The organism is Burkholderia sp. Bp9142 (assembly GCF_003853415.1).
GTDB lineage: Bacteria > Pseudomonadota > Gammaproteobacteria > Burkholderiales > Burkholderiaceae > Burkholderia.
Genome location: NZ_QTPP01000005.1, coordinates 43008 through 66061, shown reverse-complemented (window position 1 = coordinate 66061; position 23054 = coordinate 43008). Strand labels below are relative to the sequence as shown.

Sequence of the window (23054 nt, the reverse complement as noted above, 5' to 3'; positions counted from 1 at the left end):
CAAGAATGATGATGAAACGCATGTTGGCGCTCGCGGTGGTCGCGGCGGCCGCCGTCGCCGGCGGGATCGCCGCCGGCCACTGGTTCCGGGGCGGCAGCGCCGACGACGGCATCGCCGTCGCGGCGCCCGCCGCACAGGGCAATCCGGTCGAACAGCTGTGGGCGGCGTCGCTGACCGGCGTCGACGGCAAGCCGGCATCGCTCGCTTCCTTCAAGGGCCAGAAGGTTGTGGTCAATTTCTGGGCGTCGTGGTGCGGCCCGTGTGTCGAGGAGATGCCGGAACTCGTCGCGCTGTCGCATCAATACAGGCAGAAAGGCATTCGCTTCATCGGGATCGGCGTCGATTCCGACCAGAACGTGAAGAATTTTCTGCAGAAGGTGAAGGTCGACTATCCGGTTTTCGTCAGTGGTTATGCGGGCGCCGATCTGGCCCGTAATTTCGGAAATACGGCCGGCGCGCTGCCGTTTACGGTCGTCATCGACGAAAACGGCAAGATTCGCGAGACAAAATTAGGACAAATCAAACCGGCCGAGCTGAAAAAGACCCTCGACGCATTGTGATCGTCCCGAACGGCCGCGCGCACGTTGGCGGCGATTTGTGCGTCGATCGCCGCAAATTCACGTGAATTCGCTGATACTTTGCCGCCGCGCCGGTAATTCTTGCAGGTCCGGCGCGATCGGTCGTTCGGCAAAACTAGACAAATTTCTCTAAATAGCGCTAAAGTTCGCGCAATTCCGCAGAAATAGAAGCGACCATGACACGATTGCTGGTGCTGCACGGCCCCAACCTGAACCTTCTCGGCACCCGGGAACCGGAGGTGTACGGCCGCGTCACGCTCGCGCAGATCGATCAGGCGCTTGCCGCGCGGGCTCAGGAAGCCGGCGCCGAACTGTCGTCGTTCCAGAGCAACCATGAAGGCGCGCTCGTCGACCGCATCCAGGCCGCGCGAGAGGAACAGACCGATTTCATCCTGATCAATCCCGCCGCGTATACGCATACGAGCGTCGCGATCCGGGACGCGATCGCCGGCGTCGGCATCCCGTTCGTCGAGGTTCATCTGTCGAACGTGCATCGCCGCGAAGCGTTCAGGCACCACTCCTACTTTTCCGACCAGGCCGAAGGCGTGATCTGCGGGCTCGGCTGGAAAGGTTATCTGTACGCGCTCGAGTACGCGCTGGACAAGCTGCAAGGCGCGTCGCGCGGCTGATTTCGCGATCTAGATTCAGCGCCGGTCCCACCGGCGCTTTTACGTATTGAAAGGGGAATTCCCGATGGATCTTCGTAAGCTGAAAACTCTGATCGACCTCGTCTCCGAATCCGGCATCTCCGAGCTGGAAGTGACGGAAGGCGAAGGCAAGGTGCGTATCGTCAAGAACGCGCCGCCGGTCTATGTCCAGCCGACGGGCGGATTTGCCCCGCAGATCAGCGCACCGGCCCCGTCGGTCGCGCTGCCGGCCGATGGCGCGGCTGCCGCGCCGGCCGCCGCAGGCGTTGCCGCACCGGCCGTCCCGCAAGGCCACGTCGTGACGTCGCCGATGGTCGGCACGTTCTATCGCGCGCCGTCGCCGGGCGCGGACCCGTTCGTCCAGGTCGGCGACACGGTCAAGGAAGGCCAGACCATCTGCATCATCGAAGCGATGAAGCTGCTCAACGAGATCGAGTCGGACAAGGCCGGCGTGATCAAGGAAATCCTCGTCGAGAACGGCCAGGCCGTCGAATACGGCCAGCCGCTTTTCGTGATCGGCTAAGTCCCCCGCGCGGCCCACCCGGCCGCGCGCCGCCGATGCTCGCCAGGCGCCGTTCGCGCGCCCCTCGAAGAGACGAATACTCGCTATGTTTGAAAAAATCCTCATTGCCAACCGCGGTGAAATCGCGCTGCGCGTCCAGCGTGCGTGCCGCGAGCTCGGCGTCAAGACGGTGGTCGTCTACTCGGAAGCCGACAAGGAAGCCAAGTACGTGCGCCTCGCGGACGAAGCCGTCTGTATCGGCCCGGCCCCGTCGAACCTGAGCTACCTGAACATGCCGGCGCTGATCAGCGCCGCGGAAGTCACCGATGCCGAGGCGATCCACCCCGGCTACGGCTTCCTGTCGGAGAACGCCGACTTCGCGGAACGCGTCGAGCAGTCGGGCTTCACGTTCATCGGCCCGCGTCCGGAAACGATCCGCCTGATGGGTGACAAGGTCACCGCGAAACAGACCATGATCAAGACCGGCGTGCCGTGCGTGCCGGGTTCGGAAGGCGCGTTGCCGGACGATCCGAAGGAGATCGTGAAGATCGCGCGCGCGATCGGCTATCCGGTCATCATCAAGGCAGCGGGCGGCGGCGGCGGGCGCGGGATGCGCGTCGTGCACACCGAGGCCGCGCTCGTGAATGCGGTCAACATGACCCGTGAGGAAGCCGGCCGTGCGTTCGGCAACCCGCAGGTGTACATGGAGAAGTTCCTCGAGAACCCGCGCCACATCGAAATCCAGGTGCTGTCGGACGCGCACAAGAACGCGATCTGGCTCGGCGAGCGCGATTGCTCGATGCAGCGCCGTCACCAGAAGGTGATCGAGGAAGCGCCGGCGCCCGGCATTCCGCGCCGCCTGATCGAGCGTATCGGCGACCGCTGCGCGGACGCGTGCAAGAAGATGGGCTACCTCGGCGCGGGCACCTTCGAATTCCTGTACGAGAACAACGAGTTCTACTTCATCGAGATGAATACGCGCGTGCAGGTCGAGCACCCGGTGTCGGAGATGATCACGGGCGTCGACATCGTGCAGGAACAGATCCGCATCGCGGCCGGCGAGAAGCTCCTGCTGCGCCAGCGCGACATCCAGTTCCGCGGACATGCGATCGAATGCCGGATCAACGCGGAAGATCCGTTCAAGTTCACGCCGTCGCCGGGCCGGATCACGTCGTGGCATACGCCGGGCGGCCCCGGCGTGCGCGTCGACTCGCATGCGTACAATGGCTATTTCGTGCCGCCGAACTATGATTCGATGATCGGCAAGGTGATCACCTACGGCGCGACGCGCGACCAGGCGATCCGCCGGATGCGCATCGCGCTGTCGGAAATGGTCGTCGAAGGCATCCATACCAACATCCCGCTGCACCGCGAGCTGATGATCGACTCGAAGTTCGTCGAGGGCGGCACCAGCATCCATTACCTCGAACACCGGCTCGCCCAGAAGCAGCAGGTCGCACCGGAAGAAGCGTAAGCATGAGCTATCGCGAACTCGTCGTCGAACTGGCCCGTGAGCATGCGGAGGCGCTGTCCGACGCACTGCTCGAACTCGGCGCGCTGTCGGTGTCCGTCGAGGACGCCGACGCCGACACGCCCGACGAGCAGCCGCTCTTCGGCGAGCCGGGCCTGGTTCCCGAACGCACCGCGTGGCAGCACTCGCGCGTGATCGCGCTGCTGTCGCCCGATCACGAGCCGGCCGTGCTGCTCGCGGCGGCCGCGAACGAAATCGGCGTCGCCGAGACACCGAAGTTCGACGTGCGTGAAGTCGAGGAACAGGACTGGGTGCGGCTCACGCAGTCGCAATTCGAGCCGATTCCGATCGGCGAGCGGATCTGGGTCGTGCCGTCGTGGCACGACGCACCCGACCCCGACGCGCTGATCCTCGAACTCGACCCCGGTCTCGCCTTCGGCACCGGCAGCCACCCGACCACGCGCCTGTGCATGGAATGGCTCGAACAGTCGGTGAAGCCCGGCCAGTCGGTACTCGACTATGGCTGCGGCTCGGGCATCCTCGCGATCCTCGCGCAGAAATGCGGGGCGAACCCCGTGGTCGGCATCGACATCGACCGCCAAGCGGTCGAATCGGCGCGGCAGAACAGCGAACGCAACCATGCGGATGTCACGTACGGGCTGCCCGACGCATGTCCGGCCGGCGAATTCGACATCGTCGTCGCGAATATCCTGTCGAACCCGCTGAAGCTGATGGCGTCGATGCTCGCATCGAAGGTGAAACCGGGCGGGCGCATCGCGCTGTCGGGCGTGCTCGCACGCCAGGCGGACGAAGTCGCGGCCGTCTATGCGCGCTACGTCGACATCTCGGTCTGGCGCGAACACGAAGGTTGGGTATGCCTCGCCGGAACCCGGCGGGAAAGCCATTAGAATAGCGCTGTCCTTCACTCTGGCCAGCAGGCCGCCCGGCTCGACATGCTTCTTGCGACGCGCTGCCCTCATTGCGAAACCGTCTTCCGGCTGCAGCAGGAACAGCTCTCGCTGCATGACGGGCTCGTGCGTTGCGGACACTGCCAGCAGGTCTTCAACGCATCGCAGTCGCTCGTGCCCGACCCGGCGCAGCAGCCCGAGCCGGCGTTGACCGAAGCGGGGCCGGCCGAGCCGGCCGCCACCCTGCAACACGACGTCGCGCCCGCGCGGCTCTTCGCCACCGACGTACCGGTCGGGTCGGCGTCCGATACCGACTACAAGCCGGAAGGCTGGGACATGTGGGCGCCGTGGCTCGATGCCGGTGTCGACCCGTCCCTGCAGCACACCGGACAGACCGTGCGCGCCGAGCCGCTGGTGCCGCTCGCGCTGCCGGCCACGGAGGCCGGTGTCGTTCACTTGTCCGGCACGCCCGCACCGATCGCCTCCGCCCCTGCCGAGCTGCACGCCGCGGTCGCGCATCCGGCCGAACCGGAAGCGACGCCGCACGAAACCGACGCATCGGGCACGTCGCGGGCTGCGCCGACTGCCGAGCCCGACCTGCGCGAACCGCGCTTCGTCGCGCACACGCCATCGGCCGAACAAGCCGCAGCAGAGCCCGCCGAACCGGTTGGCAACGCGCGCTTCGCGGTGCCCGACGACGAGCACGCACCGCGCGAACCGCGCTTCGCGTTCAGGCCGGCGCAAGCCGCATCCGAACCCGCATCCGGACCCGACACCCACGCCGGCGAACGCACCGCCGCACCGGCCGCGGCCGCCAGCGAACCGGCCGTCCAACTGGCCGTCCCCTTCCCCGCCGCACTGACCGATGACGACCGCCCGCACTTCGCCGTCACGCGCGAGACGCGCGCGCCGCAGCGCCGCGGGATGCTCGGCGGCTTTTTCGGCGGGCTCGTCGCCGCCGCGCTCGCGGTGCTGCTCGTCGCGCAGCTTGCGTGGTGGCAGCGCGAAATCGTGATGATCTACTGGCCCGTCACGCAGGGCTGGTTCCGCCAGGCGTGCGCGCCGCTCGGCTGCAAGGTCGCGCCGCCGCGCGCGATCGACGGCCTGCGGCTCGACGCGACCGACCTGCGCCAGCTCGACGGCCCGCGCGTGCTGGAGCTGAAGGTGCCGCTGACGAACCGCTACCGCGTCGCGCTCGCCTACCCGTCGCTCGAGCTGACGCTGCTCGACGACACGAATCACGTGACCGTGCGCCGTGTGCTCGCGCCGCGCGACTACGTGCGCCCGGGCACGCCGATCGACGCCGGGCTGCCGCCCGGCACGACACAGACGATGGTCGTCCGTCTCGACACGAACGGCGCGCCCGCCTCGAATTTCCGCGTCCAGATCTTCTATCCGTGACGCCCCGCGGCGCGCGCATGCGCGCCGTCTCAACCCGCGCGCCGCAGCGGCGCGCTATTTCGGAGCACGAACATGAGCAAAGTTACGCTGGGTGGCAACCCGATCGATCTCGCCGGCACGTTCCCGGCCGTCGGCTCGCAAGCCCCCGACTTCAAGCTGGTCGGCAAGGATCTCGCCGACCTGTCGCTCGCCAGCTTCGCCGGCAAGCGCAAGGTGCTGAACATCGTGCCGAGCCTCGACACGCCGACCTGCGCGACGTCGACCCGCAAGTTCAACGAAGCCGCGTCGTCGCTCGACGACACGGTCGTGGTCGTCGTGTCCGGCGACCTGCCGTTCGCCGCCACGCGCTTCTGCACGACCGAAGGCCTCGCGAACGTCGTGACGGCTTCGACGTTCCGCGGCGGCCGCGCATTCGCGAACGCCTACGGCGTCGACGTGACGAGCGGCCCGCTGAACGGCCTGACGGCCCGCGCGGTCGTCGTGCTCGACGCGCAGGACAAGGTGATCCACGCGCAACTCGTCGGCGAGATCAAGGACGAGCCGAACTACGACGCAGCGCTCGCCGCACTGAAGTAATCCGCTGCCGCCCGGCCCTGCCGCGCGAGGCCCGACGGTCTGCGCGCACCGGCCGGGCGGCCGCTTCCCTTTGCTCTCTACAGGAACGCACGCCTTGACTACGCTGATTTGCGGCTCGCTCGCCTACGACAACATCATGACCTTCGAAGGCCGGTTTCGCGAGCACATCCTGCCCGACCAGGTTCACCTTCTGAACGTGAGCTTCCTCGTGCCGACGATGCGTCGCGAATTCGGCGGTTGCGCGGGGAACATCGCTTACGCGCTGCACATGCTCGGCGGCGACGCGCGCATCATGGCGACGGTCGGCGCGAACGACGCCGATCGCTATCTCGAGCGTCTCGACAGCCTCGGCCTGTCGAAGGCCAGCGTGCGCGTGGTGCCTGAAACGCACACCGCGCAGGCAATGATCACGACCGATCTCGAGAACAACCAGATCACCGCATTCCACCCGGGCGCGATGATGGAGTCGCACCTGAACCGCGCGGACGAAGTGCCGGGCGTGAAGCTCGGCATCGTCGCGCCGGACGGCTTCGACGGGATGGTCCAGCACGCCGAGCAATTCGCGAAGGCCGGCATCCCGTTCATCTTCGATCCGGGCCAGGGGCTGCCGCTGTTCGATGGCGCGACGCTGCGCCGCATCATTGAACTCGCGACCTTCGTCGCGGTCAACGACTACGAGGGCAAGCTCGTCAGCGACAAGACGGGCTGGTCCGAACAGGAAATCGCCAGCCGGGTTCAGGCGTTGATCATCACGCGCGGCGAGCACGGTGCCACCATTCTTCACAAAAACGGCGAAGAACAGATTCCGGTCGTGCAAGCAGAACGTGTCGTCGATCCGACCGGCTGCGGCGACGCGTTCCGGGGCGGCCTGCTGTACGGCATCGAGAACGGCCTCGACTGGGCAACCACGGGCCGCCTCGCGAGCCTGATGGGCTCGATCAAGATCGCCCACCAGGGGCCCCAGACCTACGCACTGACGCGCGCCGAAATCGACGCGCGCTTCGAGGCTGCCTTCGGTTACAGTCTCAAATGAATATTGTGGGAGAGCAAAGATGTTGACCAAGAAAACCCTCACGCTCGCGGCCATGCTGACGGCCACGCTGACGCTCGCCGGCTGCTTCACGGCGCCGGGCTCGGCGGATGTCTATAGCGTCGGCCAGGCGCAGCGCGAACAGACGGTGCGCATGGGCACGGTCGAAAGCGTCCGCGCGGTGCGCATCCAGTCCGACGGCGGCGGCAGCGCGATCGGCACGCTCGGCGGCGGTGCGCTCGGCGCAGTCGCGGGCAGCGCGATCGGCGGCGGCAAGGGATCGATCCTGACGGCCATCGCGGGCGGTCTCGTCGGCGCGGTCGCCGGCAACGCGGTCGGCGAAAACCTCAGCACGGCAAACGGTGTCGAAATCACCGTGCGCCTCGACAACGGCGACCTGCGCTCGATCACGCAAGCGGCAAGCGGCGAAATGTTCCGCGCCGGCGAGCGTGTGCGGCTGCTGTCGAGCGGCGGCGTCACGCGCGTCACGCACTAACGAGCATCCTCAGCACGCGGCGCAAGCCGCGGTCGAACGCATGTGCGAAGCTGCACATGCGTTTTTTTTGTCCGCAATGCGCTGCCGGCCGCCGGCCGGCGCTTCGATGAATACGGACGAAAAAAATCCCGCCACCTGAGCCAGATGGCGGGATCGATTGAGTAGCGCTACTCAACCCGCGGACACCACGTGAGTGTCCGGGTGGTACTGGTCAGCCGCGATTACGGACGGCTGCCGGTCGGGAACGGCCATGCCGCTGCCGGGTTGAGCGCGGTCTTCACGCCCGATGCCGGCGCAACCGATGCGGTCGACGCGGTGGTTGCCGGTGCAGCCTTCTTCACGACGGCCTTCTTCGGAGCAGCAGCCTTCTTCGCAGGGGCAGCAGCCTTCGGTGCGGCAGCCTTTTTCGCAGGGGCAGCCTTCTTGGCGGGCGCAGCCTTCTTGGCAGCAGCCTTCTTCGCCGGCGCGGCCTTCTTCGCAGCTGCCTTCTTCGCCGGTGCGGCCTTCTTCGCAGCAACCTTCTTCACTGCGACCTTCTTGGCTGCAACCTTCTTCGCTGCGGCCTTCTTCGCCGGTGCGGCCTTCTTCGCGGCAACCTTCTTCACCGCGACCTTCTTAGCAGCAACCTTCTTGGCTGCAACCTTCTTCGTTGCGACCTTCTTGGCCGCGACCTTCTTCGCAGCGGCCTTCTTCGCCGGTGCGGCCTTCTTCGCGGCAACCTTCTTCACCGCGACCTTCTTGGCAGCAACCTTCTTCACTGCAGCGGCCTTCTTCGCCGGAGCCGCAGCCTTCTTCGCAACGGTCTTCTTGGCAGCAACCTTCTTAGCAGCCGGTTTCTTCTTGGCAGTAGCCATGTTGTTCTCCTTCAGGTTCAGATGAGAGTCAGTTCAAACTACACCCTTCGTCAAAACCCGCTTCCCGCGGACGCTGTTCAGGACGTGCGCTTCGAAGCGGGCTATTCATCGGCGTACGCGGATACCGCGCGCTTACGCTAATGAATACGGTATGGCGCGCGTGACCCCATGGCCTCGCGCGCCAAATCAAGTCGGTAGCCGGCGCACCTCGCGCCGCCACCCCTAATCGCTTGATCAAGCGGACCGCCACACGGCCGTCCGCTTTTTCCGGAGGGAAGTTTGCCCATCCCACTGAAGGGTTCGCAAAGTGCCGATCATGTCGTTGGGCCGTTAAGGCACCGGGCATGCTTTGCATCAGGCGTTCTTGCTCCTAAACCTTGGGCCGGGGCCGAGAGGCCACCGGCTGCTCCATCATGTGACGGGTTCGCTGCTGCGGGTTATTCCCAGGACAGCGCGCCGCCCGTCTGATACTCGATCACTCGCGTCTCGAAGAAGTTGCGTTCCTTCTTCAGGTCGATCATCTCGCTCATCCACGGGAACGGGTTTTCCTCGTTCGGGTACAGCGGGTCGAGGCCGATCTGCTGGCAACGGCGGTTGCTGATGAAGCGCAGATAGCTCTTGAACATCGACGCATTCAGACCCAGCACGCCGCGCGGCATCGTGTCCTCGGCGTAGCGGTATTCGAGTTCGACAGCCTGCTTGAACAGCTCGCGGATCTCGGCGCGGAATTCCGCGGTCCAGAGATGCGGGTTCTCGAGCTTGATCTGGTTGATCAGGTCGATGCCGAAATTGCAGTGCATCGACTCGTCGCGCAGGATGTACTGATATTGCTCTGCAGCACCCGTCATCTTGTTCTGGCGGCCGAGCGCGAGAATCTGCGTGAAGCCGACATAGAAGAACAGGCCTTCCATGATGCAGGCGAACACGATCAGCGACTTCAGCAGCTTCTGATCCGCTTCGAGCGTGCCGGTCTTGAAGGCCGGGTCCGTCAGCGTATGGATGAACGGGATCAGGAATTCGTCCTTCGCGCGGATCGACGTGACCTCGTGGTACGCGTTGAAGATCTCGCCTTCGTCGAGACCGAGCGATTCGACAATGTATTGGTACGCGTGCGTGTGGATCGCCTCTTCGAACGCCTGGCGCAGCAGGAACTGCCGGCACTCGGGCGCCGTGATGTGGCGGTACGTGCCGAGCACGATGTTGTTCGCCGCGAGCGAATCGGCCGTCACGAAGAAGCCGAGGTTGCGCTTGACGATGCGGCGCTCGTCCTCGGTCAGACCGTTCGGGTCCTTCCACAGTGCGATGTCGCGGGACATGTTGATTTCCTGCGGCATCCAGTGGTTCGCGCAGCCCGCCAGATACTTTTCCCACGCCCACTTGTACTTGAACGGCACCAGCTGATTGACGTCAGTCTGGCCGTTGATGATGCGCTTGTCGGCGACATTGACCCGCGCTTCCGAACCGCCGGCGGGAACAGCCGATGCTCGCGGGGGCACCGCAAGATCGCCTTCGAAAATGTCACGGACCTGATGGGCGGCAGACGCTGCAGCCTGCATTCCGACAGCCATCCCTGCGGAGGTGCGCAACGCGTTTTGCTGCGCTCCGCTCGCGGGGGTTACGGCAGTCTTCTCGTCATCCCAGTTGAGCATAAATTCTCACCATCAATTTAGAACGGTTTGTACCATCTTTTCCTGAGCGATAAAAGGGTTCGCTCACGAAAAATCCTTTTTTCGATTCGCGTTGCGACCTCGATACAACACTTTGAGCAACGCATCGTCGTTCATGCAGAGCGCGACGCGTGACGCGCATGGTTCGCGAGGTGCGCTCGACGCATCGAACGCTGATCGAAACGCGACGTCGTCGGGGATGTTTCGATCGCTTGTCACTGCCTGCAACGCAAGTGCCGCGTTACAGATTCCTTATCATTTTTTTAGTTGAGAGCGGCGCACACTTCAACCTCGATCGGTTGTCGTGCGCGCCGCCCGAACCTTCTTCAGGTCATGCGCGCCGCGTTACTGGCAGGCTTCGCACTCGTCGAAGCCCGGATCGCCCGGACGCATCGTGCACACCGGACCGTCTGCCTCGACCGGCGCCAGCGCCGGTGCCGCATTGACCGCGCCCGACGATGCATCGCCGCCTGCCGCACCGAAGCCGCCTGCAGCGCCTTGCGCGCCGCCGCTGCTCGAGCCGCCGCTGCCCGCACCGCTCGTCGGCACTGCGTTCAGCGCACCGTGTGCGACCGTCGACTTCTCGACGTGCGTCGCCGCCATCGTGCGGAGGTAGTAGGTCGTCTTCAGACCGCGCAGCCATGCGAGCTTGTAGACCTCGTCGAGCTTCTTGCCCGACGCGCCGCCCATGTAGATGTTCAGCGACTGCGCCTGGTCGATCCACTTCTGGCGACGCGATGCCGCTTCGACCAGCCACGTCGGGTCGACTTCGAACGCGGTCGCGTAGATCGCGCGCAGATCGGCCGGGATGCGGTCGATGCGCGACAGCATGCCGTCGAAGTACTTCAGGTCGGCGACCATCACTTCGTCCCACAGGCCGCGTTCCTTCAGGTCGCGAACGAGGTACTCGTTGACCACCGTGAATTCGCCCGACAGGTTCGACTTCACGTACAGGTTCTGGAAGGTCGGCTCGATGCACGCCGACACGCCGATGATGTTCGAGATCGTCGCCGTCGGGGCGATCGCGACGCAGTTCGAGTTGCGCATGCCATGCGCGGCGATCCGCGAACGCAGCGTCGTCCAGTCGAGCGACTCCGACGTGTCGACCTCGACGTAGCCGCCGCGCGCTTCCGTCAGCAGCTTCAGCGTGTCCTGCGGGAGGATGCCGCGATCCCACAGCGAGCCGCGGTAGCTCGAGTAGCGGCCGCGTTCCTCGGCCAGCTCGGTCGACGCGTAGTACGCGTAGTAGCAGACCGCTTCCATCGAACGGTCGGCGAACTCGACCGCCGCGTCCGACGCGTACGGCGTGCGCAGCAGGTGCAGGCAGTCCTGGAAGCCCATGATGCCCATGCCGACCGGGCGGTGCTTCAGGTTCGAGTTACGCGCCTTCGGCACCGCGTAGTAGTTGATGTCGATCACGTTGTCGAGCATGCGCATCGCGACGCTGACCGTGCGCTTCAGCTTGTCGTGGTCGAGCGCGTAGCTGCCGTCGGCCTGCTTCACCAGGTGGGCGACGAGGTTCACCGAGCCCAGGTTGCACACCGCGATTTCGGTGTCGCTCGTGTTCAGCGTGATTTCCGTGCACAGGTTCGACGAGTGGACGACACCGACGTGCTGCTGCGGCGAGCGCACGTTGCACGGATCCTTGAACGTGATCCACGGGTGGCCCGTCTCGAACAGCATGCCGAGCATCTTGCGCCAGAGCTGCTGCGCCGGGATCTTCTTGAACAGCTTGATCTCGCCGCGCGCGACCTTGTCTTCGTAAGCCGTGTAAGCCGCCTCGAACTCGGCGCCGAACTTGTCGTGCAGGTCCGGGCAGGTCGACGGCGAGAACAGCGTCCAGTCGGTGCCTTCCATCACGCGCTTCATGAACAGGTCGGGAATCCAGTTCGCCGTGTTCATGTCGTGCGTACGGCGGCGATCGTCACCGGTGTTCTTGCGCAGCTCGAGGAACTCCTCGATGTCGAGGTGCCACGATTCGAGGTATGCGCACACCGCGCCCTTGCGCTTGCCGCCCTGGTTGACCGCGACGGCCGTGTCGTTGACGACCTTCAGGAACGGGACCACGCCTTGCGACTTGCCGTTCGTGCCCTTGATATGCGAGCCGAGCGCACGCACGCGGGTCCAGTCGTTGCCGAGACCGCCGGCGAACTTCGACAGCAGTGCGTTTTCCTTCAGCGCTTCATAGATGCCGTCGAGGTCGTCCGCGACCGTCGTCAGATAGCACGACGACAGCTGCGAGCGGTGGGTGCCCGAGTTGAACAGCGTCGGCGTCGAGCTCATGAAGTCGAAGCTCGACAGCACGTTGTAGAACTCAATCGCACGCGTTTCGCGGTCGATCTCGTTCAGCGACAGGCCCATCGCGACGCGCATGAAGAATGCCTGCGGCATTTCGATGCGCGAACCTTCGACGTGCAGGAAGTAGCGGTCGTACAGCGTCTGCAGGCCGAGGTAGCCGAACTGCAGGTCGCGGTTCGCGTCGAGCGCTTCGCCCAGACGCTTCAGGTCGAACTGCAGCAGCTTGTCGTCGAGCAGGCCGGCGTCGACGCCGCGCTTCAGGAACTGCGGGAAGTATTCCGCGTAGCGGGTCGACATCTCGGCCTGGACCACTTCCTCGCCGAGGATCTCGCGGCGGATCGTGTGCAGCAGGATGCGGGCCGTGACCTGGCTGTACGCCGGATCCTTTTCGATCATCGTGCGCGCAGCGAGGATCGCCGAGTCGTAGACCTGGCTCATCGGCACGCCGTCGTACAGGTTCTTCACCGTTTCCGCGACGATCGGGTCAGGGTTAACCGCAGCGCCGAGGCCGTCGCATGCCGACACGATCAGCGCACGCAGCGCGTTCAGGTCGAGCGGGCGCGCGACGCCGTTGTCGACGACGTTGATGCCGGTGCTCGACTCGCCGCCTGCTGCCGCTGCTTCCTCGCCCGCATGCTGGCGCTCGAGGTGACGCTTCTCGCGATACAGCACGTACGCACGCGCGACGTTGTGCTCGCCGCCGCGCATCAGCGCGAGTTCGACCTGGTCCTGGATGTCTTCGATATGGAACGTACCGCCGTTCGGACGGCTGCGCACGAGCGCGCGCACGACGTTGTGCGTCAGCTGCTCGACGAGTTCACGTACGCGCGCCGATGCCGCGCCCTGCCCGCCGTTGACGGCCAGGAAAGCCTTGGTCACCGCAATCGCGATCTTCGAAGGCTCGAACGACACCACGCTGCCGTTGCGGCGGATCACCTTGTAGTCGGCGAACGTGGCCTGCGGCGCGAGCGCCTGCGCGCCCTGTTCGGTCCCGCCGAGCGGACGGCTCGAGGCGCTCTCGTACTGGGACGTCGCGTTGTCGGTGGTTTGCATGTGCAAAGCTCCTGGTGTTGGATGGTGCGGAGAGAACCGCGGATTAAAACGAACGCTGCGCATTGGGGTGCGCGAGCGGTAAGAGGCGAGCGATGCGTCGGGGAAGCCGGTTCGGTCGATGCGCGACAACCGGTCCGGTCGTGTGCTTCGTCATGAATACCTGCCCCGTCGAAGTTCGCTGCGCTTGATCGCGACGCCCGGACCGCCCGGCCTGGCGCGCCGCCCTGAGAACCCTGTCCGCCGGCGTTGCCCGCCGGCCGGTGCCGCTCGGGTTTCCCCTGCGACACACACTATATCTAGTACAGAACCGCTCAACTGGCACCAAGTATAGTGGACATTCGGACGAGGTCAAAACGGATAATTTGCGATGGAGGTCTTGACATCGCTCGCGTGCAGACACGACAAGGCATTGGTCGGAGAAAAAACTTTCCCCGGTCAAAAAACCCTGCGCTCAGTGCTGACGGAAAGGAAAGTATTCGGCGGAAAAGCCGGCATCGCCTGCGAAGCGTTGCCAATCGAAGCGCGGCCCCGGGTCGGTCTTGCGGCCCGGCGCGACGTCGGAATGCCCGGCCACCGCGTCGATCGGGTAGCGCGCGGCGAGCGTGCGTGCGAGCACGCCAAGCGTCGCGTACTGCGCTGCGTCGAACGGCACGTCGTCCGCGCCTTCGAGCTCGATGCCGATCGAGAAGTCGTTGCAGCTCGGCCGGCCGAAGAACTCGGACGCGCCCGCATGCCATGCGCGCTCGTCGCACGACACGAACTGCACGAGTTCGCCGTCGCGACGGATCAGGAAGTGCGCGGACACGCGCACGCCGCGCAGGTGGCTCTGGTAATAGGGGTGCGCATCGCAATCGAGGCGATTCAGGAACAGCGACTCGATCGCGTCGCCGCCGAACTCGCCGGGCGGCAGGCTGATGTTGTGGACGACGACGAGCGTCGGCACCGCGCCCGCGGGCCGCGCCTCGACATTCGGCGAAGGCGCGTGGCGCGCTTCGCGCACCCAGCCGTGCGCGTCGACCGACAGCAGCGCTGCGTCGCTCATCGCGCGTCGTGGCCGCTCGCGCGTGCGCCGTGGCGCTGCGCGTGCTCGGTGCTGCAGAAGTATTCGCCGCCTGCGGCGACGGCGTCGCCCTTCGGCGCATGCACGCCGCATTCGGCGCAGCGCACCATCGGCTCGGGCAGCGAGCGCGCATCGCCGTTCGGGCGTGCCGAACCGGCGCCGCCGTGACCGGGCGCGCCGTCGTGGCCGCCATCGCGGCCGGTGCGTGCCTGCGCGTGCTCCTGGGCCTGGCGCAGCTTGCGCGTGAGCCACGAACCCGCGAAGAAAAGGAGAATCAGGAGAAGAATCTGTCGCATCGGAAACCTGCGTTCAAACCACGGAGCGGTGCAGCAGCACCTCTAAAACAAACCGGCTGCCGACATACGCGAGCAGCAGCGCGGCAAACGACACGAGCACCCAGCGCGCGGCGCCGCGCCCGCGCCAGCCCGATGTCTTGTGGGCAACCAGCAGGCCGCCGAACATCAGCCACGACAGCACCGCGAACACGGTCTTGTGGTCGAGCCGCAGCGCGCGCGCATCGACCTGCTCGCTGAACAGGATCCCCGACGCGAGCGTCAGCGTGAGCAGCACGAAGCCGGCGCCGATCAGGCGGAACAGCAGCTTCTCGAGCGTGAGCAGCGGCGGTAGCGTTTCGAGCCAGCTCGCGATCCAGCCGGTCGAACCGTCGCGCCCGCCGCTTCGCAGCGACTGCAGGCGCCGTTCGACCATCAGCATCAGGACCGCGTGCAGCGCGGCGATCGCAAAGAGGCCGTACGCGATGTTCGCGATCAGGAAGTGCATCTTGAACAGCGGTGCCGCGGCATAAGGCAGCACCCGCACGCCGCCGAACACGAGCGGCAGCAGCGACGCGCCGCACGCGAGCGGCAGCACCAGCAGGCGCAGGCTGTCGAGCGGGAAGAAGAAGCTCTCGATCCAGTAGATGCCGGCGCCGAGCCAGAACATCGCGGACAGCGCGAACGCAAAGCCGAAGATCATCGCGTCGTGCGGGAAGATCGTCATGTGCAGCAGCACGCCGTGCGCGACGAGCGCCGCGAACAGCAGCGCGCGGCCGGCCCCGCTCATCCCCGACGCGGCGGACGCCGGAACCGGCACGGCCGGCACGCTCGCGACGAGCGGCGCCCCGCCTTGACGGTGCGTGCGCCAGCCTGCGACGGCGAGGCCGCCGTACAGGAATGCGGTGAGGGCATACAGTACAATATCCATGTTCGAAGTTTACACTAGGCCCCCTTCCCGCGACGGCTCCCTTTGTTCGGTTCCGTTGCGCCTTCGGGCCCCACTGTCCATCGCTCCCCATGCTCGACAATCTCACTCAACGGATGGCGCGCGTCGTCAAGACGCTGCGCGGCGAGGCCCGGCTTACCGAGGCGAACACCCAGGAGATGCTCCGCGAGGTGCGTCTCGCGCTGCTGGAGGCCGACGTTGCGCTGCCCGTCGTCCGCGAATTCATCGCCAAGGTCAAGGAAAAGGCGCTCGGCGAGGAAGTGATCAGCAGCCTGTCGCCGGGTCAGGCGCTCGTCGGCGTGGTCCAGAAGGAACTGACCGCCGTGATCGGCGGCGACTACGAAGGCAAGGCCGCCGAGCTGAACCTCGCGGTCACGCCGCCCGCCGTGATCCTGATGGCCGGCCTGCAGGGCGCCGGCAAGACCACGACCGCCGGCAAGCTCGCGAAGCTGCTGCGCGAGAAGTACAAGAAGAAGGTGCTGACGGTGTCGTGCGACGTGTATCGCCCGGCCGCCATCATGCAGCTGAAAACGGTGAGCGAACAGGTCGGCGCCGACTTCTTCCCGTCGACGCCGGACCAGAAGCCCGTCGACATCGCGCTCGCGGCCGTCGACTGGGCGAAGCGCCACTACCATGACGTGCTGATCGTCGACACGGCCGGCCGCCTCGGTATCGACGAGGCGATGATGCAGGAAATCGCCGCGCTGCACGGCACGCTGAAGCCGGCCGAAACGCTGTTCGTCGTCGACGCGATGCTCGGCCAGGACGCGGTCAACACCGCGAAGGCGTTCAACGACACGCTGCCGCTCACCGGTGTCGTGCTGACCAAGCTCGACGGCGATTCGCGCGGCGGTGCCGCGCTGTCGGTGCGCCACATCACGGGCAAGCCGATCAAGTTCGTCGGCGTCGCCGAAAAGCTCGACGGCCTCGAGGTGTTCCACCCGGACCGGATGGCGAACCGGATCCTCGGCATGGGCGACATCCTGGCACTCGTCGAGGAGGCGCAGCGCGGCGTCGACGTGCAGGCCGCGCAGAAGCTCGCCGACAAGGTGAAGAAAGGCGGCGACTTCGACCTGAACGATTTCCGCGCGCAGATCTCGCAGATGAAGAACATGGGCGGCCTGTCGTCGCTGATGGACAAGCTGCCCGCGCAGTTCCAGCAGGCCGCGGCCGGCGCCGACATGGGCCAGGCCGAGAAGTCGATCCGCCGGATGGAAGGGATCATCAGCTCGATGACGCCCGCCGAGCGCGCGAAACCCGAAATCATCAAGGCGACGCGCAAGCGCCGCATTGCAGCCGGCGCGGGCGTGCCGGTGCAGGAAGTCAACCGGATGCTGAACCAGTACGATCAGATGCGTACGATGATGAAGAAGCTGAAGGGCGGCAACATGCAGAAAATGATGCGCGGCCTGAAGGGCATGATGCCCGGCATGCGCTGATTCCGCCCATCGGCCGGCGCGCGGGTTTTTGCCGTAGCGCGCGCCGGCCGTTCTGCTTCATTCTTATTTGTATACCGACTGCCCGCCAGAACCCATGAACCGCGAAGAAGCCCTCCACATTTTCGACCACTCCGAAGAGATCGTCTCGGCCGATGCCGTCAACGCATCGATCGCCCGGATGGCCGACGCGATCCGCGCCGACATCGGCGACGCGTTCCCGCTCGTCCTCTCGGTGATGGGCGGCGCCGCGGTGTTTACCGGGATGCTGCTGCCGCATCTCGATTTCCCGCTGGAATTCGACTACATCCACCTGACCCGCTACCGCAACACGACGCAGGGCAGCCCGGAGATGCACTGGCGCGTCGCACCGCGCGAATCGGTGAAGGACCGGATCGTGCTCGTGCTCGACGACATCCTCGACGAAGGCGAGACGATGGCCGCGATCCGCGACCGCATCCTCGACATGGGCGCGAAGCGCTTCATGTCCGCCGTGCTGTGCGAGAAGACGCTCGCGAAGGCGAAGCCGCTGCACCCCGACTTCTGCGGGTTCTCGGTGCCGGACCGCTACGTGTTCGGCTGCGGGATGGACGCAAAGGGCTACTGGCGCAACCTGCCGACGATCCGTGCGCTGACCGCGAACGTCTGATCGCCCTGCCCACCCTATAGAAAAGCGGCGCGCCGGTTTCCCGGAGCGCCGCTTTTTTTCGTCGGCCACGCCGCCCGTGCTACAGCTGGTGCACGAACGCCCGGATGCCGGCCAGCAGCATCTCGACCGAGATCGCGACGAGCACGAGGCCCATCAGCCGCTCGAACGCCGCGACGGTCCGCTCGCCGAGCCACTGCTGGATCCGTTCGGCCAGCACCAGCGTGATCGCGCAGACGATCATCGTGACCGTCAGCGCGCCGACCCACTCGAACATCTTGCCCGGCGCCTGCGACGTCAGCAGCATCACCGTCGCGAGCGCGGACGGCCCGGCGAGCGCCGGAATCGCGAGCGGCACGATGAACGGTTCGCCGCCCGCGCGCGGATCGCTGCCGAGCGCGCCGTCCGGATGCGGGAAGATCATCCGCAGCGCGATCAGGAACAGCACGATCCCGCCGCCGAGCCGCAGCGACAGGTCGGTGAGGCTCATCATCCGCAGGAAGCGGTCGCCGACCACCATGAAGAACAGCAGGATCACGAACGCGATCCCCACTTCACGCAGGATCAGCTTCACGCGCCGCTCGCGCGGCACGTCCCGCATCGCCGTAATGAACAGCGGGATGTTGCCGAGCGGATCCGTGATCAGCACGAGGAGCACGGTGGCCGACAGGAAGGTGTATTCCACCGTGTCCCCCGGGGTCGCGGCGCTTAGTGCGCGAGGGCGGCGCGGATCTTCTCCGTCACCGCCGCCGCAGCCGCGTCAGCCGGCAGCAGCGTCGCCTCGGCGTCGCGGCGGCCCTGGTACTCGATCTTGCCTTCCTTCAGGCCGCGTTCGCCGATCACCAGCCGATGCGGCACGCCGATCAGTTCCCAGTCGGCGAACATCACGCCCGGGCGCTCGCCGCGATCGTCGAGGATCACGTCGATGCCGGCCGCGGCCAGTTCCGCGTACAGCTTGTCGGCGGCCTCGCGGACCATGTCGCTGCGGTCATAGCCCATCGGGCACAGCACGACCTCGAACGGTGCGATCGACTCGGGCCAGATGATGCCCTTGTCGTCGAAGTTCTGTTCGATCGCCGCGCCGAGAATGCGCGTGACGCCGACGCCGTAGCAGCCCATCAGCATCGGCTGCGGCTTGCCCGACTCGTCGAGGAACGTCGCACCCATCGCTTCCGAATACTTGGTGCCGAGCTGGAACACGTGGCCGACTTCGATGCCGCGGCAGATGTCGATCTCACCCTTGCCGTCCGGCGACGGATCACCCTTCTTCACGTTGCGCACGTCGGCGACTTCCGGCTCCGGCAGGTCGCGGCCCCAGTTCACGCCCGCGATGTGATAGTCGACCTCGTTCGCGCCGACGACGAAGTCGCTCATGTTCGCGACCGTGCGATCGGCGATCACCTTCACCGGCTTCTTCGTGCCGACCGGGCCGAGATAGCCCGGCGGCGTGCCGAACCATTCGACGATTTCCTGCTCGGTCGCGAAGCGGTGGTTCTTCAGCCCCGGCAGCTTCGATACCTTGATCTCGTTCAGGTCATGGTCGCCGCGCAGCATCACGAGCCAGATGGTCGGCTCGGCGCCTTCGTTCTCGGTGGCGAGCACGATCGACTTGATCGTGCGCTGGAGCGGGATCGCCAGCAGCTCGGCGACGGCTTCGCACTTCGCCTTGCCGGGCGTCGCGACCTTCTCCATCGCTTCGGCCGGCGCCGCGCGCGCGGGCGTCAGCGGCAGCGCTTCCGCCGCTTCGATGTTCGCCGCGAAGTCGGACGTCGGGCAGTAGGCGATCGCGTCCTCGCCGGTATCGGCGATCACGTGGAATTCATGCGAGAAGTTGCCGCCGATCGAACCGCTGTCGGCCGCGACCGCCCGGAACTCGAGGCCGAGGCGCGTGAAGATGCGCACGTACGCGTCATACATCTTGCGGTACGACTCGTTCAGGCCGGCTGCGTCCTTGTCGAACGAATAGGCGTCCTTCATGAGGAATTCGCGGCCGCGCATCACGCCGAAGCGCGGACGGATCTCGTCGCGGAACTTCGTCTGGATCTGGTAGAAGTTCACCGGCATCTGCCGGTAGCTCTTGATCTGGTTGCGCGCGATGTCGGTGACGACTTCCTCGTGCGTCGGCCCGATCACGAAGTCGTTGTCCTTGCGGTCCTTGAAGCGCAGCAGCTCCGGGCCGTACTGTTCCCAGCGGCCCGACTCCTGCCACAGCTCGGCCGGCTGCACGGCCGGCATCAGCAGCTCGATGGCGCCTGCCCGGTTCATTTCCTCGCGCACGATCGCCTCGACCTTGCGAATCGAACGCAGGCCGACCGGCAGGTAGTTATAGATGCCGCCGGCGACACGACGGATCATGCCGGCGCGCACCATCAGCTTGTGGCTGACGATCTCTGCGTCGGCCGGTGCCTCTTTGAGGGTGCCGATAAAGAAACGGGAAGCTTTCATGCGGACGGTTCCAAATACGGCGCCCCAGGCGGGGCGCCCGAAAAAGTTTCAAGGTGAAAAAGCTGCGCGCGACGAACGACGATGGCGCAGATGACTTAGCAGACAAATCAGGGACAATTCAGCCGGTGCACCCCGCGCGGATTCGCTCCGTCACGGTGCGCAGCGCCCGTTATCTGTTTATAATCAAAGCAATTTTAAAGGATTCGAAGGTGGTTGTATGCTGGATCGTGAAGGCTTTCGCCCGAACGTCGGCATCATCCTCTTGAACGCGCGCAACGAGGTGTTTTGGGGCAAGCGGCTCCGCGAGCACTCCTGGCAGTTTCCTCAAGGTGGGATCAAGTACGGCGAGACCCCCATGCAGGCGATGTACCGGGAACTGCACGAGGAAACGGGCCTGCACCCGGAACACGTCAAGATAATCGGCCGCACCCGCGACTGGTTGCGTTACGAGGTGCCTGACAAGTTCATCAAACGCGAAGTACGCGGCCATTACCGCGGCCAGAAGCAGATCTGGTTCCTTCTGCGGATGGTCGGACGCGATTGCGACATTTGTTTGCGCGCGACCGATCACCCGGAGTTCGATGCATGGCGCTGGAACGAGTACTGGGTGCCGCTCGATGCGGTGATCGAGTTCAAGCGGGATGTCTATCAGTTGGCGCTGACGGAACTGTCGCGCTTCCTGCGCCGCCCGGCGGCGCAGCGAGCCGAAAAGCCGCGTGGGCCGCGTCCGTCGCGCTATCCGCGCGTCATCGGTGCGCAGGCCCAGCAGACGCTGACGATTGTCGACACATCGGTAGTCTGTTCGGAGATCGAAGTGGAGGCGAGCACGCTCGACGAGATGTCGCCCCGCGTGATCGTCGGCAAATGACGAGTCGGACTGCATGACCGGGCGCGACCTTGGTGTCGCGCCCTTTTTTTACGAGGAATGCATATTGAAAGCGATTGCTCTCGCGCTCGCATCGATCGCCGCGGCGGCGGCCCTGGCCGGCTGCGCGAATTCGAAAGCGCCCTCCAACAAGGATGACAGCGAGTTCGTCTATCTGCTCGACCGCCAGGGCAACTGGAAGGAAAACCCGGTCGACACGCTGCCGCCGCTGCCGCAAGCGGGCGACCTGCTGCCGTTCAACGTGTCGCAGAACACGCCGCTCAAGTTCTCCGTCGATGCGAAGTCGCTCGCGGTCGGCACCGACGGCGTCGTGCGCTATGCGGTCGTCATCACGAGCCCGGCCGGCGCGCGTAACGTGAACTACGAAGGCATCCGCTGCGACACCTACGAATGGCGTCAGTATGCAGGCCTCAATTCGGATCACGACGGCTGGGACCGCACGGTCGAGAACGACTGGCGTCGTATCGAGAACGGCGAGCTGAACGCGTACCACTCGGCGCTGTACCAGGATTACTTCTGCTCGAACAAGATGCCGCAGGGCACGAGCCAGCAGATTCTCGAGAACATCAAGTTCCATCGCACCGCGATGAGCCAGCTGCGCTGACCGTGCGACACGGGCCACCTGCCCGTTGCCATGAAAAAGCCCGCCTCCGATGCGGGCTTTTTCATGGCCGGCCGACGTCTCGCCGGACGGTCACACGAGCACGAGGTTGTCGCGGTGAATCAGCTCCGGCTCCAACATGTAGCCGAGTACCGTCTCGATCTCGCCGCTCGGCTTGCGGTGAATCAGCTTCGTTTCCGCGCTGCTGTAGTTCGTGAGGCCGCGCGCCACTTCACGTCCGTCGGGACCGACGCACGCGATCACCTCGCCGCGCGCGAACGCGCCCTGCACGCCGATCACGCCGATCGGCAGCAGGCTCTTGCCGCCGGCCGTCAGCTTCTCGACCGCGCCCGCATCGATCACCACGTGCCCGCGCACCTGCAGGTGATCGGCCATCCATTGCTTGCGTGCCGCCATCCGTGCGGTGCGCGCGATCAGCTGCGTGCCGATCGCCTCGCCCGCCGCCAGCCGCACCAGCACGCCGGCTTCGCGGCCGCTCGCGATCACGGTGTTCGCGCCGCTGTGCGCCGCGCGCTTCGCGGCCAGGATCTTCGTCAGCATCCCGCCACGGCCGAGGCTCGAGCCGGCTCCGCCCGCCATCGCCTCGAGCTCCGGTGCGCCCGCGCTGGCTTCCGCGACCAGTGTCGCGTTCGGATCCTTGCGCGGATCGGCGGTGAACAGCCCCGACTGGTCGGTCAGGATGATCAGCGCATCGCCTTCGATCAGGTTCGCGACGAGCGCGCCGAGCGTGTCGTTGTCGCCGAACTTGATTTCGTCGGTGACGACCGTGTCGTTCTCGTTGATGATCGGCACGACGCCGAGCCGCAGCAGCGTGAGCAGCGTCGAGCGCGCATTCAGGTAGCGTTCGCGATCCGCGAGGTCGGCGTGCGTGAGCAGGATCTGCGCGGTACGGATGTCATGCTCGGTAAAGCGGCTTTCATAGACTTGCGCGAGCCCCATCTGGCCGACCGCGGCGGCGGCCTGCAACTCGTCGATCTCGCGCGGACGCTTGCTCCAGCCGAGCCGCTGCATCCCTTCGGCGATCGCACCCGAACTGACGAGCACCACTTCCTTGCCCTGCACGCGCAGCGCGGCAATCTGGGCCGCCCAGCGGCCGATTGCAGCATGATCGAGCCCCTTGCCGTCGTTGGTCACGAGGCTCGAGCCCACCTTCACCACCAATCGCTTTGAGTCCGCGATGATCGAACGCATCGTGCGCTGTCTCCTGTATCTGCTGCCTGCCCGGCCGGGCGCGATTGAATTCCGGCACCGGGCCCG

23 protein-coding genes are annotated in these 23054 nt (G+C 65.7%); 13 read left to right on the top strand and 10 right to left on the bottom strand.

Going from position 1 to position 23054, the window contains the following annotated elements:
* Positions 1-5: 5 nt before the first annotated feature.
* From DIE22_RS07580 to DIE22_RS07540, 9 genes are all read left to right on the top strand, one after another.
* On the top strand, positions 6-560 hold the full coding sequence (locus tag DIE22_RS07580; RefSeq protein ID WP_124500239.1) for a TlpA disulfide reductase family protein: 555 nt from the start codon (positions 6-8) through the stop codon (positions 558-560).
* Between the two features lie 194 nt (positions 561-754).
* On the top strand, positions 755-1207 hold the full coding sequence (gene aroQ, locus DIE22_RS07575; RefSeq protein WP_040143361.1) for a type II 3-dehydroquinate dehydratase: 453 nt from the start codon (positions 755-757) through the stop codon (positions 1205-1207).
* 64 nt (positions 1208-1271) lie between these two features.
* Positions 1272-1748: an acetyl-CoA carboxylase biotin carboxyl carrier protein gene (gene accB / locus DIE22_RS07570; RefSeq protein WP_124500238.1), complete on the top strand. Its 477-nt coding sequence runs from the start codon at positions 1272-1274 to the stop codon at positions 1746-1748.
* An 85-nt stretch (positions 1749-1833) separates the two neighbouring features.
* Entirely contained in the window at positions 1834-3201 is a 1368-nt protein-coding gene (gene accC / locus DIE22_RS07565) for an acetyl-CoA carboxylase biotin carboxylase subunit (RefSeq protein WP_124500237.1), read from the top strand.
* Positions 3202-3203: 2 nt separating this feature from the next.
* A complete protein-coding gene (gene prmA / locus DIE22_RS07560; protein WP_124500236.1) occupies positions 3204-4106 on the top strand; it encodes a 50S ribosomal protein L11 methyltransferase in 903 nt (300 codons plus the stop codon).
* A 45-nt stretch (positions 4107-4151) separates the two neighbouring features.
* A complete protein-coding gene (locus DIE22_RS07555; RefSeq protein ID WP_124604816.1) occupies positions 4152-5507 on the top strand; it encodes a DUF3426 domain-containing protein in 1356 nt (451 codons plus the stop codon).
* Between the two features lie 72 nt (positions 5508-5579).
* Positions 5580-6083 carry a thiol peroxidase gene (gene tpx / locus DIE22_RS07550; RefSeq protein ID WP_124500234.1) on the top strand — a complete coding sequence of 168 codons (504 nt, stop codon included), beginning with the start codon at positions 5580-5582 and terminating at the stop codon, positions 6081-6083.
* A gap of 94 nt (positions 6084-6177) precedes the next feature.
* Positions 6178-7116, top strand: a complete 939-nt coding sequence (locus tag DIE22_RS07545; protein ID WP_124500233.1) for a carbohydrate kinase family protein — start codon at positions 6178-6180, stop codon at positions 7114-7116.
* A gap of 19 nt (positions 7117-7135) precedes the next feature.
* Positions 7136-7609 carry a glycine zipper 2TM domain-containing protein gene (locus DIE22_RS07540; protein WP_059465339.1) on the top strand — a complete coding sequence of 158 codons (474 nt, stop codon included), beginning with the start codon at positions 7136-7138 and terminating at the stop codon, positions 7607-7609.
* Positions 7610-7830: 221 nt separating this feature from the next.
* Here the strand turns inward: DIE22_RS07540 and DIE22_RS07530 are convergent, their stop codons facing one another.
* From DIE22_RS07530 to DIE22_RS07495, 7 genes are all read right to left on the bottom strand, one after another.
* Positions 7831-8463: a histone H1-like DNA-binding protein gene (locus DIE22_RS07530; RefSeq protein WP_124604815.1), complete on the bottom strand. Its 633-nt coding sequence runs from the start codon at positions 8461-8463 to the stop codon at positions 7831-7833.
* Between the two features lie 28 nt (positions 8464-8491).
* The gene (locus DIE22_RS07525; protein ID WP_081472821.1) at positions 8492-8818 is read right to left on the bottom strand and encodes a hypothetical protein; all 327 of its coding nucleotides are present in this window, start codon (positions 8816-8818) and stop codon (positions 8492-8494) included.
* An 82-nt stretch (positions 8819-8900) separates the two neighbouring features.
* Positions 8901-10112, bottom strand: a complete 1212-nt coding sequence (locus tag DIE22_RS07520; protein ID WP_124500230.1) for a ribonucleotide-diphosphate reductase subunit beta — start codon at positions 10110-10112, stop codon at positions 8901-8903.
* A gap of 363 nt (positions 10113-10475) precedes the next feature.
* On the bottom strand, positions 10476-13481 hold the full coding sequence (locus tag DIE22_RS07510; RefSeq protein WP_124604814.1) for a ribonucleoside-diphosphate reductase subunit alpha: 3006 nt from the start codon (positions 13479-13481) through the stop codon (positions 10476-10478).
* A gap of 451 nt (positions 13482-13932) precedes the next feature.
* A complete protein-coding gene (gene ampD / locus DIE22_RS07505) occupies positions 13933-14523 on the bottom strand; it encodes a 1,6-anhydro-N-acetylmuramyl-L-alanine amidase AmpD (RefSeq protein WP_124500227.1) in 591 nt (196 codons plus the stop codon).
* Positions 14520-14837, bottom strand: a complete 318-nt coding sequence (locus tag DIE22_RS07500; protein WP_124500226.1) for a PP0621 family protein — start codon at positions 14835-14837, stop codon at positions 14520-14522. The genes ampD and DIE22_RS07500 overlap by 4 nt, the downstream gene beginning before the upstream one ends.
* 13 nt (positions 14838-14850) lie before the next feature.
* On the bottom strand, positions 14851-15744 hold the full coding sequence (locus DIE22_RS07495) for an inner membrane protein YpjD (RefSeq protein WP_124500225.1): 894 nt from the start codon (positions 15742-15744) through the stop codon (positions 14851-14853).
* Positions 15745-15833: 89 nt separating this feature from the next.
* Between DIE22_RS07495 and ffh the strand changes: the two genes are divergently transcribed.
* Together ffh and DIE22_RS07485 are read left to right on the top strand one after the other, a co-directional pair.
* Positions 15834-17201 (top strand): signal recognition particle protein, encoded by a 1368-nt coding sequence (gene ffh, locus DIE22_RS07490; RefSeq protein WP_039317379.1) that lies wholly within the window; start codon positions 15834-15836, stop codon positions 17199-17201.
* A gap of 94 nt (positions 17202-17295) precedes the next feature.
* The gene (locus DIE22_RS07485; protein WP_059465332.1) at positions 17296-17847 is read left to right on the top strand and encodes a hypoxanthine-guanine phosphoribosyltransferase; all 552 of its coding nucleotides are present in this window, start codon (positions 17296-17298) and stop codon (positions 17845-17847) included.
* 79 nt (positions 17848-17926) lie between these two features.
* Here the strand turns inward: DIE22_RS07485 and DIE22_RS07480 are convergent, their stop codons facing one another.
* Both DIE22_RS07480 and DIE22_RS07475 read right to left on the bottom strand, forming a co-directional pair.
* Positions 17927-18529, bottom strand: a complete 603-nt coding sequence (locus DIE22_RS07480; RefSeq protein WP_012363042.1) for a MarC family protein — start codon at positions 18527-18529, stop codon at positions 17927-17929.
* Positions 18530-18552: 23 nt separating this feature from the next.
* Positions 18553-20289, bottom strand: a complete 1737-nt coding sequence (locus DIE22_RS07475) for a proline--tRNA ligase (protein ID WP_124604813.1) — start codon at positions 20287-20289, stop codon at positions 18553-18555.
* A 217-nt stretch (positions 20290-20506) separates the two neighbouring features.
* Between DIE22_RS07475 and DIE22_RS07465 the strand changes: the two genes are divergently transcribed.
* Both DIE22_RS07465 and DIE22_RS07460 read left to right on the top strand, forming a co-directional pair.
* Positions 20507-21157, top strand: coding sequence for an RNA pyrophosphohydrolase (locus DIE22_RS07465; protein ID WP_124500222.1), 651 nt, complete (start codon positions 20507-20509; stop codon positions 21155-21157).
* Between the two features lie 13 nt (positions 21158-21170).
* The gene (locus DIE22_RS07460; RefSeq protein WP_124604811.1) at positions 21171-21779 is read left to right on the top strand and encodes a CNP1-like family protein; all 609 of its coding nucleotides are present in this window, start codon (positions 21171-21173) and stop codon (positions 21777-21779) included.
* Between the two features lie 90 nt (positions 21780-21869).
* Here the strand turns inward: DIE22_RS07460 and proB are convergent, their stop codons facing one another.
* Positions 21870-22988 carry a glutamate 5-kinase gene (gene proB, locus DIE22_RS07455; protein ID WP_124500220.1) on the bottom strand — a complete coding sequence of 373 codons (1119 nt, stop codon included), beginning with the start codon at positions 22986-22988 and terminating at the stop codon, positions 21870-21872.
* Between the last annotated feature and the right edge of the window lie 66 nt (positions 22989-23054).

Excerpts from the sequence above, each read along its gene's own strand:
- DIE22_RS07525 (WP_081472821.1), bottom strand. The coding sequence starts at position 8,818 with ATGCAAAGCATGCCCGGTGCCTTAACGGCCCAACGACATGATCGGCAC.
- DIE22_RS07555 (WP_124604816.1), top strand. The coding sequence starts at position 4,152 with ATGCTTCTTGCGACGCGCTGCCCTCATTGCGAAACCGTCTTCCGGCTG.
- DIE22_RS07530 (WP_124604815.1), bottom strand. The coding sequence starts at position 8,463 with ATGGCTACTGCCAAGAAGAAACCGGCTGCTAAGAAGGTTGCTGCCAAG.
- DIE22_RS07460 (WP_124604811.1), top strand. The coding sequence starts at position 21,171 with ATGACCGGGCGCGACCTTGGTGTCGCGCCCTTTTTTTACGAGGAATGC.
- DIE22_RS07495 (WP_124500225.1), bottom strand. The coding sequence starts at position 15,744 with ATGGATATTGTACTGTATGCCCTCACCGCATTCCTGTACGGCGGCCTC.
- ffh (WP_039317379.1), top strand. The coding sequence starts at position 15,834 with ATGCTCGACAATCTCACTCAACGGATGGCGCGCGTCGTCAAGACGCTG.
- prmA (WP_124500236.1), top strand. The coding sequence starts at position 3,204 with ATGAGCTATCGCGAACTCGTCGTCGAACTGGCCCGTGAGCATGCGGAG.
- ampD (WP_124500227.1), bottom strand. The coding sequence starts at position 14,523 with ATGAGCGACGCAGCGCTGCTGTCGGTCGACGCGCACGGCTGGGTGCGC.
- DIE22_RS07475 (WP_124604813.1), bottom strand. The coding sequence starts at position 20,289 with ATGAAAGCTTCCCGTTTCTTTATCGGCACCCTCAAAGAGGCACCGGCC.
- tpx (WP_124500234.1), top strand. The coding sequence starts at position 5,580 with ATGAGCAAAGTTACGCTGGGTGGCAACCCGATCGATCTCGCCGGCACG.
- DIE22_RS07500 (WP_124500226.1), bottom strand. The coding sequence starts at position 14,837 with ATGCGACAGATTCTTCTCCTGATTCTCCTTTTCTTCGCGGGTTCGTGG.
- aroQ (WP_040143361.1), top strand. The coding sequence starts at position 755 with ATGACACGATTGCTGGTGCTGCACGGCCCCAACCTGAACCTTCTCGGC.
- DIE22_RS07580 (WP_124500239.1), top strand. The coding sequence starts at position 6 with ATGATGATGAAACGCATGTTGGCGCTCGCGGTGGTCGCGGCGGCCGCC.
- proB (WP_124500220.1), bottom strand. The coding sequence starts at position 22,988 with ATGCGTTCGATCATCGCGGACTCAAAGCGATTGGTGGTGAAGGTGGGC.
- DIE22_RS07510 (WP_124604814.1), bottom strand. The coding sequence starts at position 13,481 with ATGCAAACCACCGACAACGCGACGTCCCAGTACGAGAGCGCCTCGAGC.
- DIE22_RS07520 (WP_124500230.1), bottom strand. The coding sequence starts at position 10,112 with ATGCTCAACTGGGATGACGAGAAGACTGCCGTAACCCCCGCGAGCGGA.
- DIE22_RS07485 (WP_059465332.1), top strand. The coding sequence starts at position 17,296 with ATGAACCGCGAAGAAGCCCTCCACATTTTCGACCACTCCGAAGAGATC.
- accC (WP_124500237.1), top strand. The coding sequence starts at position 1,834 with ATGTTTGAAAAAATCCTCATTGCCAACCGCGGTGAAATCGCGCTGCGC.
- accB (WP_124500238.1), top strand. The coding sequence starts at position 1,272 with ATGGATCTTCGTAAGCTGAAAACTCTGATCGACCTCGTCTCCGAATCC.
- DIE22_RS07465 (WP_124500222.1), top strand. The coding sequence starts at position 20,507 with ATGCTGGATCGTGAAGGCTTTCGCCCGAACGTCGGCATCATCCTCTTG.
- DIE22_RS07540 (WP_059465339.1), top strand. The coding sequence starts at position 7,136 with ATGTTGACCAAGAAAACCCTCACGCTCGCGGCCATGCTGACGGCCACG.